The 12231-nt window shown below is 51.1% G+C and carries 11 protein-coding genes and 1 pseudogene; 5 read left to right on the top strand and 7 right to left on the bottom strand.

Annotated features, from left to right (window positions below):
- Positions 1–22 precede the first annotated feature (22 nt).
- The 5 genes from argA to B3355_RS07910 all read right to left on the bottom strand — a co-directional run bounded on the left by argA (position 23) and on the right by B3355_RS07910 (position 5971).
- Positions 23–1591, bottom strand: coding sequence for an amino-acid N-acetyltransferase (argA, locus tag B3355_RS07930; RefSeq protein WP_292782368.1), 1569 nt, complete (start codon positions 1589–1591; stop codon positions 23–25).
- A 177-nt stretch (positions 1592–1768) separates the two neighbouring features.
- Positions 1769–2941, bottom strand: a complete 1173-nt coding sequence (gene cfa, locus B3355_RS07925) for a cyclopropane fatty acyl phospholipid synthase (protein ID WP_292782365.1) — start codon at positions 2939–2941, stop codon at positions 1769–1771.
- A gap of 170 nt (positions 2942–3111) precedes the next feature.
- A complete protein-coding gene (locus B3355_RS07920; RefSeq protein WP_292782362.1) occupies positions 3112–4041 on the bottom strand; it encodes an AEC family transporter in 930 nt (309 codons plus the stop codon).
- 38 nt (positions 4042–4079) lie between these two features.
- Positions 4080–5237: a hypothetical protein gene (locus B3355_RS07915; protein ID WP_024930584.1), complete on the bottom strand. Its 1158-nt coding sequence runs from the start codon at positions 5235–5237 to the stop codon at positions 4080–4082.
- Positions 5237–5971 carry a 16S rRNA (uracil(1498)-N(3))-methyltransferase gene (locus B3355_RS07910; protein WP_292782359.1) on the bottom strand — a complete coding sequence of 245 codons (735 nt, stop codon included), beginning with the start codon at positions 5969–5971 and terminating at the stop codon, positions 5237–5239. The genes B3355_RS07915 and B3355_RS07910 overlap by 1 nt, the downstream gene beginning before the upstream one ends.
- A 142-nt stretch (positions 5972–6113) precedes the next feature.
- Between B3355_RS07910 and B3355_RS07905 the strand changes: the two genes are divergently transcribed.
- Positions 6114–6665, top strand: coding sequence for a thioredoxin family protein (locus B3355_RS07905; protein ID WP_292782356.1), 552 nt, complete (start codon positions 6114–6116; stop codon positions 6663–6665).
- A 3-nt stretch (positions 6666–6668) separates the two neighbouring features.
- Here B3355_RS07905 and B3355_RS07900 read toward each other — a convergent pair whose 3' ends face one another.
- A complete protein-coding gene (locus B3355_RS07900) occupies positions 6669–7883 on the bottom strand; it encodes an NnrS family protein (RefSeq protein WP_292782353.1) in 1215 nt (404 codons plus the stop codon).
- 83 nt (positions 7884–7966) lie between these two features.
- Between B3355_RS07900 and B3355_RS07895 the strand changes: the two genes are divergently transcribed.
- The 3 genes from B3355_RS07895 to B3355_RS07885 all read left to right on the top strand — a co-directional run bounded on the left by B3355_RS07895 (position 7967) and on the right by B3355_RS07885 (position 10791).
- On the top strand, positions 7967–8407 hold the full coding sequence (locus B3355_RS07895; RefSeq protein ID WP_047516209.1) for an Rrf2 family transcriptional regulator: 441 nt from the start codon (positions 7967–7969) through the stop codon (positions 8405–8407).
- A gap of 90 nt (positions 8408–8497) precedes the next feature.
- Positions 8498–9697 carry a globin domain-containing protein gene (locus B3355_RS07890; protein ID WP_292782347.1) on the top strand — a complete coding sequence of 400 codons (1200 nt, stop codon included), beginning with the start codon at positions 8498–8500 and terminating at the stop codon, positions 9695–9697.
- An 80-nt stretch (positions 9698–9777) separates the two neighbouring features.
- Positions 9778–10791: a Gfo/Idh/MocA family protein gene (locus B3355_RS07885; RefSeq protein ID WP_292782344.1), complete on the top strand. Its 1014-nt coding sequence runs from the start codon at positions 9778–9780 to the stop codon at positions 10789–10791.
- Between the two features lie 63 nt (positions 10792–10854).
- On the opposite strand, the gene fae is transcribed toward B3355_RS07885, so the two are convergent.
- Complete coding sequence (gene fae / locus B3355_RS07880) at positions 10855–11406, bottom strand: formaldehyde-activating enzyme (RefSeq protein WP_019883452.1); 552 nt, start codon at positions 11404–11406, stop codon at positions 10855–10857.
- A 270-nt stretch (positions 11407–11676) separates the two neighbouring features.
- On the opposite strand from fae, the pseudogene B3355_RS07875 reads away from it, so the two are divergent.
- Positions 11677–12231 (top strand): annotated as a pseudogene (locus B3355_RS07875) (transketolase); the annotation flags it as partial.

Genomic DNA, 12231 nt, shown 5'->3' with positions numbered 1-12231 from the left:
AGGCGGAATTTTAGCTAAAAACTCATAACGATTTGATGAAAACTTTGGATTTTCTTTGAAAATTATAGAGTTTTTGTTTTTCGTGCGGTAATTGGTCGACATTTTGCTCGGTAAAGCCGCGCTCCAGGAACCAATGCTCAGTGCGCGTGGTCAGGCAAAATAACCTTTTAAAGCCTTTTTGGCTGGCTTGTTCCTGGCAATAGTTAAACAATTTATCGCCACGGCCACCGCCACGATAGGTCGGGTCTATCGCCAGGCAGGCAAATTCCACCATTTTTTCCTGGGCAAACGGATACAGCGCCGCACAACCAATCACGCGGTTATCGTGTTCCATCACATAGAAGTAATTAATTTCCATCTCGATGCGTTCGCGCCCGCGCCGCACCAGGATACCTTCGTTTTCCAATGGTTCAATCAGCATTAGGATGCCGCCGACATCATCAATATTGGCTTGGCGCATGGTTTCCAGCGGCAGCTCGGTAATCATGGTGCCTATGCCTTGCCGCGTAAACAGCTCCTGAATAATGGCGCCATCGATATGGCGTGAGATCAGGTGCGTCCTGGTCACGCCATGCTCGCAGGCGCGCACGGCGGCAGGCAGGTAGTAATTGACGTCTTCCGAATAATGAATAGGCACATCGCTCTCCTGCACATTACGCAGCAGGTTTTTGGCTTTGGCCGAAGTCATTTCACGTAACAGTTCGCCGCGCAGGTTATGCACGCCTTCTGAGTCCATGAGGAAGATCAGTTTTTCCGCATCCAGCGCACTGGCCGCGCTGACCGCCACATCTTCCAGTGTTAGGTTGAAGGTTTCACCGGTGGGTGAGTAGCCCATGGGGGATAAGAGCACCAGTTCGCCGTCATCGAGCCGCTTTTGGATGCCAATAGCATCTATCTTGCGCACTTCTCCGGTATGTTGCAAATCTACGCCATCACGCACGCCTAGTGGTTTTGCCGTGACAAAGTTGCCACTGGCGACGCGGATATCACTGCCCGCCATCGGCGAGTTGGCAATGCCCATCGAGAGCAGGGCCTCAATTTCGACGCGGATGGCGCCATTGGCTTCTTTCACTGCCTCCATGGCGGCATCGTCAGTAATGCGCAGGCCGTTGTGCAATTTTGGCGTCAGGTTGTCTCGCTTGAGGCGCTGCTCGATTTGTGGTCGGGCGCCATGCACCAGCACCAGCCTCACTTCCAGGCTGGCTAACAGGTTGAGGTCATGTGAGAGTGCGACAAATTGCTGCTCGCTGACCACTTCGCCACCAAAGGCAATCACAAACGTGTTGCCGCCAAAGGCGTGGATATACGGCGCCGCCGAACGGAACCAGTGCACAAAGTCTTTGCTATTGGCACTGGAAAGGATGGCCGGCGGCGTATTGGTCAGTGAGACGGGTGTCAGGTTGGCATCATATAAGCGGCCAGGTGTGGTGTTCAATGCCTGTGCCGCTGCGCGTAACAGGACTTCTGAAATACCAATTTCGCCACGTTCAATGCGTGACAAATTACTTGCGTCTGTGCCCATACGTGAAGCCAGTTGCTGCAAGGTTAAATTTTGCGATTTACGCAAATCTCTGATGTTTGATCCGAGCATTTGTTATTTATTCATAATGATTATGCAAAATAATAATTAAAAATGGTTTTTATTGCAAATAAAGTGGAGGTAAGGGCGGAGGTTTTATCTGTGTGCATTGGTGCATGCATTCAACGCATAAAAAAATGACGGCAATAGCCGTCATATGAGGTCAAGAACAGAGAGACTACGTCAACATCAACTTGCTGGCGCCGGGCGCATTGAGCGGTACATACGGTTGCTCTGCCGTTTGCTCAATACCAGTTGCCAGAGTTGCCCTTGCCGGGCGCGGAAATAGCCTGCGCAACACATCAGGTAGTATTTCCACATCCGGTAAAAACTTTCATCATATTTAAACTGCAGTTCCGGCCAGGCGCGATTGAATTTGTCCCACCAGGCCATCAGCGTACGGTCATAATCGGGGCCGAAATTATGCCAGTCTTCGATCAGGAATTTTTGTTCAATGGCCTGGCTGATTTCGCTGGCCGAAGGCACTTTGCCATTGGGAAAAATATAGCGGTCTATCCAGGCATCGGTATGCAAGGCGGTTCTGTGGTTGCCTATGGTGTGTAGTAAAAACAGCCCGTTATCCTTAAGCAGTCGGTGCGCCGTTTCAAAATACATGGCGTAATTTTTTTGCCCGACATGCTCGAACATGCCCACGGATACGATCTTGTCGAATTGGCCGTGCAGCTCGCGGTAATCCTTTAATTGGATGTCTACCGGTAATCCGGCGCAGCGTTCTTTGGCCACGGTTTGTTGCTCGACCGAGACGGTGATCCCCACGACTTGTACGCCATAGTGCTTGGCCATGTGTCTGGCCAAGCCGCCCCAGCCGCAACCGATTTCGAGAACGCGGTCGCCGGGTTGCAAATCAAGTTTTTGGCAGATCATGTCTAGCTTGTTAAATTGCGCTTCTTCCAGGGTGTTTGCGTGCTGCCAGTAGGCACAGGAGTAGCTCATGCTGCTATCCAGCATGGCTTCAAACACATCATTGCCAATATCGTAATGTTGTTGCGCCACCTGGTAGGCACGGTGCGGCGCCTGCAAGTTAAACAGCGTGTGGCGGATCACTTCGCCCAGCAAGGTCAGTTTGGCCATACCGCCCATTTTTTCATCAATGTCGGCACGCATCACGCGGTGAAAAAATTCGTCCAGGCGTTTGCAGTCCCAGCGGCCTTCGATAAAAGCCTGCCCAAGGCCAAGCGTGCCTTTGGTCAATACGTCGCGGTAAACACTTTCTTCATAGACCTGGATATCCCATGGTGCATTGCCATTAATGGTCACGCCGGTTTCAGCGAGCAGGCGGGTGAGCGTCTCGGGTGGCGCAGGCTGCTGCGCAATATATTGGTTGGTCGTGGTTTTCGGCATAATCGTCTGATAATCCCAAATAACACAAAGCGAAAGGGTGGCGGGTTAGTAGCATCTTAAAAACAGTCGCTGCTGCTGACAACTCGTCATATGACGTATGACAGCATGCATCATAAAAATTCACATGAAATGCGAGATTTCACGTGTTGATGCGCGAAATAATATTGAATTTATGGCTGCAAGATGGCAAACCAGAGTGACAGGCTGCCGATGCTGAGCAGGGTGCTCATGAACACGGCTGCGGCGTAGAGAGCGCCGTCCAGTCGGTAGCGTTCGCAAATGACAATACCAAACACCATGGTAGGCATGGCGGCGAGCAGAATGCAGGCCGTGAGCTGGTCGCCATGCAGACCGAGGGCGATGGCGACATATTGCGCCGCCAATGGTGCAATCAGCAAACCGATCACGCACACAGGCAGCAATAAGGGAATCAATTTGAGTTTAAAGGTATCCCAGCGAATGCTCATGCCGAGGGCGATCAGCATCAACGGCACCACGCCGCCTGCCAGCGTGTGCAGCGCATGGCCGATCATGACGGGTTGCGGTACATGGCTCACGTTCAAAACGGTCGCCAGCAGCAATGCCCACAGCGGAGGCACGCGCATTAACTCCCTGATTGGGTGCGATTTGTGTTCAGATTGGCCATAGGTTTGCGCCATCAGCATGCCCAGCGTCAGCAATACCGGCGTACAGGCAAACAGGTCAAATTTAAGTACGATTTCATGCGTCCAGTCGCCAAGTACTTCGCTGGTCACGGGGAGCCCTAAATAAGTCGCGTTGGGAAACGTGGCTGCCAGCATCAATGCGCCTTGTTGCGCACGCGAAATAATCATGACGCGCTGCAATAATTGCAGCGTCAGCCACATGCACAAGGCGGCCACTGTGAGGCGGCTGAGCGCGGTCAGCGCAATGCTGAGCGTGCTGGCATCAAATGGTGCCTGCCATAAGATATCCAGCACCAATGCAGGTAGCAATATGTAAAACACCAGGTCGGTCAGCGCGCGGCGGTGCGCAAGCGCAGACATATGGTCAGGCGCCATGCGTTGCCAGAGTATCCCGGCAGCGATCATCAGCGCCATTTGTAACATGACTTGGAACATGGGGCGATGCTACCTGATTAAAGAGTCTAAAAGAGTCATTAAAAGTCACCTTCTATTGCAGGCGGATTCATTTTCTCGATTTTTTTAAGCCATGGTTGATGCAAAAAACCACTTTTGATGCTGACCTTTACTGAATCATTTTTTTCTATGTGATTATAAAATTGACCTGAAATACTGAGGTTATCCGGTAAGGGTGGTTGGTTCGGGCTAACAACCAAATGATATGTATGGTATTTGCCATTCTTTACGCGATGCGTCACGGAATATTTATCTGTTACATGGAGTACACGGGTCTCGTAGGGGCTGTGGTCAAGCCGAATATTGGCATCGTACATCCAGCCGTAACACGCAAAGGCCAGTCCAGGAAAACCAAACATACATATTTCAGCGAGTATCAGGTGTCGGCGGGCAGAAACCGTGATTGAAGTCAGGCAAAAAATAATGATGAGTATTGCACCTATGAGGGCGGTAATGATGGCATAAGGGGCCAAATCCCATGGGTGGAGTAATTCGTTGTCGTGAAAACCAAAGAAACGGATAAATTCCAGTCCTCCTACTACAGCCAGTGCTGAACTGAGGGCCAAGGTAATGGCTGCGTTGCGCTGGTTAGGCACTTTCCAGAAGTGAGGGTTTAACTCTTTTTGCTGCCTTAATGCGTTCGCCAGGGATTGTAGAGCGGGTAGTTTCTCATCAATAAAATTGTCTTTAGCAGGCCGATCCTTGGCGGGATAAGAGAGCTTCAAAAAAAGATGCTGCCCATCACAAATTAATTCGCTGCCGGGATGAAATGAAATATTGTTTGCATCTGTTTGGAGTGCAAGAATGATTTTTTGTGAGAGTTCTGGTTGTTGGCCAATCAGGTCTGCATCTTCCTGGGTAATGCAGCTCAGATAAATGCGCTCATCAAAGCTTTTTTCTCCAGTCTGGCATTCATAAGATAATCCTGTAAATTTTGCCCACTTATCAAAGCCTCTTTCAAGTCTGGCAGAAAACTGTAATGAGGATGAACAGGGAATTTCGAGACGACCAGTCGCTGGCGCTTTATCAGTTGCATCGGACCAGTTGTATTTGTATTTTCCATGAACCGGGATAAGGCTTTTATCCCGGTCCTGCAAGGCTGAATGCAGGGACGTTTTCTGATGCAGGCGGATGATAATTGCGATGACAGTGGTAAAAACTCCCAAATAAAACCACATTAAAAATCGCCCCACAGTGACTGCATGCTGGCGATGGCAGTGAGTGCGGCGGTTTCGGTGCGTAAAATTCTGGGGCCGAGCACGATAGATTGGAAGTGGTGTTGTGTCGCGAGTTCAATTTCAGCAGGGCTCAAACCACCTTCCGGACCAATCAGCAGATGTATTGCGCTCGTGGGTTTGCTTAAAGCCGCCAGCCGTTTGGCACCTACCGGATTGAGTAATAAATTGAGGCAATCTGGCGTGGCATGCTGGTTCAGCCATTGCGCCAGTGTGGCTGGCGCATGCACCAGCGGCACAGTAGCGCGCCCGCTTTGCTCGCAAGCGGCAATCGCCACACCTTGCCAGTGCTCGGTGCGTTTCTCGGCACGGTCGCCGCTGAGTTTGGTCACGCAGCGCTCAGTACTGAGCGGGTAAATCTCGGTCACGCCAAGCTCTACCGCTTTCTGGATGGTGTAATCCATGCGGTCACCGCTGGAAATGCCTTGCAGCAAACGAATATTGAGTGGTGATTCGTTATTCACTTCGCTTCTGCTCAACACCTCAACCTGTGCCGACTTTTTCTCTATGCTGGTCAGCGCGCACTGGTAGTCAAAACCATCGCCGCAAAACAGTGTCAGCGTATCGCCCACCTTGAGCCGCATGACCCTCACTGCATGTGCCATAGCGTTTTCACTCAACGAGGCTTGCTGGCCGACAATCAATGCAGTCGGGCTATAAAATCGTAAATTACTCATGACTGGCATTGTAACCAAAATGCCACTATTTATGGCGCTAGCGTGGTACGCATGGCGATGCGGGCGCGCTGTCCACGAGATTCACCTCGGCGCCTTAATCACGTACCATATGGTTTTAGAATTTAATGGCAGGAGTATTCTGATGGCAAGTATTAGCCCACCCGTATGTGATTTTGGCTGGAAGGCCCCTCTGTTTAATCTGTTTAGCACCGATAAAAAAGCGGTCAGCATTAGCGATAGCATGGGTTCAAACGGCTTGTTGGTGATGTTTATCTGTAACCATTGCCCGTATGTCAAAGCCATACTGCCGCGGCTGATTGCTGATGTGCGCGAGCTGCAAACCTTGGGCATCAATACCGTGGCTATTTCGAGCAACGATGACTTCGAATATCCTGAAGATAGCTTTGAAAACATGCAAAAAATTGCTACAGAGATGCAGTTTCCCTTCCCTTATTTGTGGGATGAGCGGCAAACTGTGGCGCAAGCTTATGGTGCAGTCTGTACGCCTGACTTCTTCGGCTTTAATAAAGACTTCGAGCTGCAATACCGTGGCCGCTTTGATGAAAGCCGCAAGGAGACCGCGCCTGGAAGTACGCGCGACCTGTTTAATGCCATGAGGCTGGTGGCAGAAACCGGGATAGGGCCACAGGAACAGATCGCAAGTATCGGTTGTTCTATTAAGTGGAAAGAATAAGTCTTAACCGGGCGTCCCATCGATACGTGGTTGACTGAGTATCGGCCAATAGACGATCGCAAAGAGCGTGAATGCGGCGATCCAGCCACCAGCCGCCAGCATCACGGATAAGCGGTAAAACTCAGGCAGCACGATGGGCAGGAGCACCCGGCTCAGGGTAGCGAAAATCACCAGGCCAAATACCCAGACCACACTGCGTGGTGGCGTGTGGATATTGCGGCCGGTGTGACCTAATGAGACGCGTGCCATCATGGCCAGTGTAATCGCGCCGATGCCGCCAATGGCCCAGCAGTGGATAGCAAGAATGACGGAAATGCTGTGTGCGAAAAAGCTTGTGGCATAAAGTAGAAATCCCAGATTGATTAACCACAATCCACAATAAAAGCTCCATAGCAACGGCACTTGCCAGATACCTGGCGTGTGCCAGCGCCATAATCTAAACCCGGCACTCAGGCTGATAGTGAGTCCTAACAACACGTTAAGTGTTTCGGCGTTAACGGTCAAGATATTGATCAGTAAGGCTGCCAGGCACAGCATCAGCAATCGGTCTATCCAGGCGCTGTTTTTCAGGGTGACTTCTTCTTTCACGCCGCGTTCGATAAACATTGGCAAGATGCGGCGGCTGATGACCATAATCAGGCTGACATTGAGCAGCAGGCCTATCCATAATGCAGCGTGTGCGCCATTTGCGGTCCAGCCTAGTGCCTGGGTATAAAAAGCTGCATTGCCTGCCGTGAGAAAAATGATTTTCGATAGTACGCCAAGTTGCCGCCATTGCTTGACCTTGATAATCGGATGGGCGACTGCGACGATGAGCCATCCATTAAAGAGCAAATCGAATATTGCTGCCAATAACACTTGGCCTGGGGCGATCAACATCACACTGCGGGCAATGATCCAGCAGGCGGCGAGCCCCAGTAACGGGCGGCCATGCAGGGTTTGTATGCCGGTCCAGTTTTTGACCGCTGTCAGCAAAAAGCCGGCAATCACGGCAAAAGCAAAGCCATACAGCATTTCATGGGCATGCCACTGCGAAGGGGAAATGGTGGCCAATGGCTGGGCATACAGCTGAAAATAGTTCGCCATCCAAACCAGCATAGACAGGGCGGCAAAGCCTGCCGCCAGCAGGAAGAATGGCCGGAAACCGAGGTTCCATAGCGCAAATCCTTGCGCGGAGAGTTTGCGGCTAGGCGGGGAAATTTGAATCAGCGGCTGCATGGATGCTCCTTGGAGACTGGCAATGCATATCAGCATAGCAATTTAAAGTTGCATTGTAAATGAAACATATTTAGAATGCAGGCATGCAACTCAACAAATTTACCGATATTGGCCTGCGCGTACTCATGTATTTGTCGCAGTCGCGCTTTGGTCAGCAGGTGACCATAGACGAGATCGCTACGACGTTTGATTTACCGCGTAACCACCTGATTAAAGTGATTACACGCCTGAATAAACTGGGCTGGATCAAGGCGACACGTGGCCGCAATGGCGGGTTGGAACTGAATCCCGACTCACTCAATTTGCGCATAGGCAATATTTTGCGCGAGCTTGAGAATACGACTGAGTTGATTAATTGCGAGAAGCCGGTGTGCCAGTTTCATGGTAATTGCCTGCTCAAAGATGCCTTGCAGACGGGGTTGGAGTCTTTTTATACCCATATGAATCAACATCGACTGCTGGATATCGTCAACAACAATACCAGGGACAAAATTATTTTTATGCACAAAGCCCATGCGGCATAGATTGCAGTGATTTGAGTGAGCGGTCTTTTTTTAAAAGACCATTTTTTTACATTAAATGTTTCATTTTAAATGCTAGTTTAAGGAGTGTTTATGTTATCCAGTGCCGCCCGTCCGTATATCCAAGCCAGTGTGCCCGTGTTGCAAGCGCATGGTTTGGCGATTACCACCACGTTTTACCACAATATGTTTAACGCGCATCCCGAGTTGAAACATCTGTTCAATATGGGCAACCAGGCCAATGGTAGCCAGCAGCAATCGCTGGCTGCGGCGGTATTTGCTTATGCGGCCAATATTGACCAGGCCCATGTGCTGCAGCCAGTGATCGACCGTATTGTGCACAAACATGCTGCGGTAGGCATCAAACCAGCGCATTACCCGATTGTGGGCCGTCATTTGCTGGGAGCGATTGCCGAAGTGCTGGGTGAAGCTGCCACGCCACCCCTGATCGCGGCCTGGGATGAGGCTTACTGGTTATTGGCAGGGGAGTTTATCGCTGCCGAAGCCAGGTTGTATCAAAGCACCGGCTATGCGGCAGACCAATGGATAGCTGCGCATATCATTGAGGTCAACCCAACCGCAGACGGTATTCTGTCGATTCAGCTAGCGGCCGAAGATCAGGCATTGCCCGCGTTCAAGGCCGGGCAATATATCAGCGTTGCTGTTACCTTGCCTGATGGTTTGCGTCAGATCCGCCAATACAGTCTGTCAGATGCCGAACAAAACGCGGGCTACCGCATCAGTCTCAAACGTGAAGCAGGTGATACACACACGCCACAGGGTACGGTGTCTAACTGGCTACATCAGCAGGCAGCAGTGGGCGGGCAATTGTTGATCAGCCATCCTTATGGTGAATTCACGCCCGACCTCAAGGCAAAGCAGCCATTGGTGCTGATTTCGGCTGGCGTTGGTATCACGCCCATGTTGTCGATGTTGAAAACGCTGGTGCGTGACCAATCCACACGTGATATCTGGTTTTTACATGCTGGCCGCAGTTTGCAGCATGTACCGCATCTGGATGAGCTGATTGCCAGTACCGAGCAACTGCCAGCGCTGAATTTGGCCTTGTATATTGAAGACAAGCCGGGCTTTGTGACAGAGCGTCTAGTACAGGCCGGACGTATGCGTGTGGCTGAGTGGCCATTCAATGCCGCACTCAATGCCGAGTATTATCTGTGTGGCTCGCTGCCGTTTATGATCGAACAATGGCAGGCATTGCTGGCGCTGGGTGTCCCGCCACAGCACATTCATCGCGAAGTGTTTGGCCCCGAAAGCCTGAACCAGGCCGCTTAGCGGCATGTACAAAAGCAGCAGTATTCACAAACTGGCGTTAGAATGACGGTCTTCGATCAGCGCCTGGAAAGGGTTCAAGCATGCAAAAACAACTTAAATGGGGCATTCTCGGGGCTGCGCGGGTCAATGAGCGGTTGCTGCCCGCCATTGTTGAGGCCGCGAACTCGCAATTGGTGGCAGTTGCCAGCCGCCGCGCCGGGGCAGCCAAAGCAACGCTGGATAAATATGCGCCCAACCTCGGCGGTGTCGCTTGCTATGACGACATGGATAGCCTGCTGGCTGACAGTAATGTTGAAGCCGTGTATTGCCCGATGGCCAACGAGGAGCATGCTGAATGGGCGCTGAAGGCGATTCAGGCGGGCAAGCATGTGCTGATTGAAAAACCGATGACCACCAATCTGGCTGATATCGATACCATTGAGTCCGCGGCCAAAGCCAAAGGCCTGACGGTGATGGAAGGCTTTATGTACCGCTTTCATCCGCAGCACGCCAAAGTGGCCGAGCTGGTGGCTTCCGGCCTGATTGGTGATGTATTGTCCTGTCGCGCCAGTTTTTCGTTCCTGATGGCGCCGTCGCGTATGTACCGCATCAACCGTGATATGGCAAACGGTGGCGGAGCGATGTGGGATATTGGGCCTTATGCGATACACGCTTTGCGCTGGTGTTTTGGCAAAGACAATGTGCCTGCCGAACCGCAACATGTGGTGGCTTATGGCAAACTGAATGAACATGGTGCGGATGTGGTGGCCAGTGGTGTACTCGATTTCGGGCCCGATGCGCAAGGCCGTGCGCGTTTTGGCAACTTTGATGTCAGCTTCGAGCGTGGTCGCAAAGCCGAATATGAGCTCATAGGCGATAAAGGTTGGATCAAGTGCCACAATATGTGGGCTTACCCAGGTGATGACCCGGTGATTAGCTGGGAGGCCGGTGGCAAATCAGAAACCATCGTGTTGCCCAAAGCCAACCATTTTAATTTAGAGATTGAGCACTTTAGTGACTGCGTGCTTTATGGCAAAACACCGTTGCTGACCTTTGATGATGCACGCGGTAACTGCAAGGCGATTGAAGCGGTGATCACTGCGTTAAAGCGCTAAAGTGAGCTTAATAAAAAAGGATGCCTGGGCATCCTTTTTTATTATTTAAATCTTGCCGTGCTTTTAGATCTTTCCATCTAAGCCCATCTGGTAATACTTATGCACGATTTTCTCCTGGTTTTCCAGTAACCAGTCAATGCTGGGCTCATTACGCAAGGCTTTTTGAATGGCCTTGAAAGTCGCTTCGCGGTGAATATCAAACAGGGCTTTATGGTCGATTTTTTCCTGTTCCAGAATCGCCGGGCTTAGCCACACGGAGACGATAATGCCCAGGTCGTTGGCTTTCTCTTTCGGGATATCACCGCTACGCACCGCATCCAGCACACCGTTGGCAATTGCGCCTTGCACGGTGCCCATCAATATATTGGTATAACGTGGGTCTTTCACCGTCACCTTGCTCACCATCAGGGTCGCCGGGCGCACCATAATGTCGGTATTCATAATCGCCAGCACACGGGTATGGCCTTTAACCTGGTCACCCAGCAGGTTGGCAAATGCTGTGCCCATAGGCCCGTTCATTTCGCCAATCGCCACTTCCGGCTCCGCTGCGGTTCCTGGTGGGCCGCCAGCGACCAGAGCTTCACCTACACGCATGATAATTCGTTCGTCAGACATCATTACTTCCTTTGCTATCAATGTTTTGTCATGGTAGGGGAAACCCTCGCTGAAAGCTACCCTTGCAGGCAGCAGAATGACCTTTTTCATAGGTCAGCCATAGCAAAACCATCATGAGAAAAAGGTGATTAACGCTTGAAGAAAAACAGGTTCTAGTGAATAATCTAGCCTTTCCGTAAAAGGCGGGTTTTCTGGCCTTTTTAAAGAATTCAATCAAGGTTTTGCAGCATTTTGTGTAAGACCGCTCACTTTCACTCTAGGGAGAAAACAATGGCAACTCGTGTCGACTTGTGCAACGCCATCCGTGCTCTGAGCATGGACGCTGTACAAAAAGCAAATTCCGGTCACCCAGGCGCACCTATGGGCATGGCTGAAATTGCTGAAGTAGTGTGGAACCACAACCTCAGCCACAACCCAACTAACCCACAATGGGCTAACCGTGACCGCTTCGTGTTGTCTAACGGCCATGGCTCTATGCTGATTTACTCCTTGCTGCACCTGACAGGTTACGATGTTTCTATCGACGACATCAAAACTTTCCGTCAATTGCACTCCAAGTGTGCTGGTCACCCTGAGTTTAGCTACGCACCAGGCGTAGAAACCACTACTGGTCCATTGGGCCAAGGTATCGCTAACGGCGTTGGTTTCGCGATGGCTGAAAAATTGCTGGCTAGCCAGTTCAACAAGCCAGGCCACGACATCGTTGACCACTACACATACGTGTTCCTGGGCGACGGTTGTATGATGGAAGGCGTTTCTCACGAAGCTTGTGCTTTGGCTGGTACATGGGGCCTGGGCAAACTGGTTGCTTTCTGGGATGACAAC

The organism is Methylophilus sp. UBA6697, assembly GCF_002454655.1.
Lineage (GTDB): Bacteria > Pseudomonadota > Gammaproteobacteria > Burkholderiales > Methylophilaceae > Methylophilus.
The sequence above is the reverse complement of the archived record's forward strand: the minus strand, read 5'-3'. Positions and strand labels throughout refer to the sequence as shown.

Coding starts and splice junctions, on each gene's coding strand:
- B3355_RS07890 (WP_292782347.1), top strand. CDS start 8,498: ATGTTATCCAGTGCCGCCCGTCCGTATATCCAAGCCAGTGTGCCCGTG.
- B3355_RS07905 (WP_292782356.1), top strand. CDS start 6,114: ATGGCAAGTATTAGCCCACCCGTATGTGATTTTGGCTGGAAGGCCCCT.
- B3355_RS07895 (WP_047516209.1), top strand. CDS start 7,967: ATGCAACTCAACAAATTTACCGATATTGGCCTGCGCGTACTCATGTAT.
- argA (WP_292782368.1), bottom strand. CDS start 1,591: ATGCTCGGATCAAACATCAGAGATTTGCGTAAATCGCAAAATTTAACC.
- cfa (WP_292782365.1), bottom strand. CDS start 2,941: ATGCCGAAAACCACGACCAACCAATATATTGCGCAGCAGCCTGCGCCA.
- B3355_RS07915 (WP_024930584.1), bottom strand. CDS start 5,237: ATGTGGTTTTATTTGGGAGTTTTTACCACTGTCATCGCAATTATCATC.
- B3355_RS07920 (WP_292782362.1), bottom strand. CDS start 4,041: ATGTTCCAAGTCATGTTACAAATGGCGCTGATGATCGCTGCCGGGATA.
- B3355_RS07885 (WP_292782344.1), top strand. CDS start 9,778: ATGCAAAAACAACTTAAATGGGGCATTCTCGGGGCTGCGCGGGTCAAT.
- B3355_RS07900 (WP_292782353.1), bottom strand. CDS start 7,883: ATGCAGCCGCTGATTCAAATTTCCCCGCCTAGCCGCAAACTCTCCGCG.
- B3355_RS07910 (WP_292782359.1), bottom strand. CDS start 5,971: ATGAGTAATTTACGATTTTATAGCCCGACTGCATTGATTGTCGGCCAG.
- fae (WP_019883452.1), bottom strand. CDS start 11,406: ATGTCTGACGAACGAATTATCATGCGTGTAGGTGAAGCTCTGGTCGCT.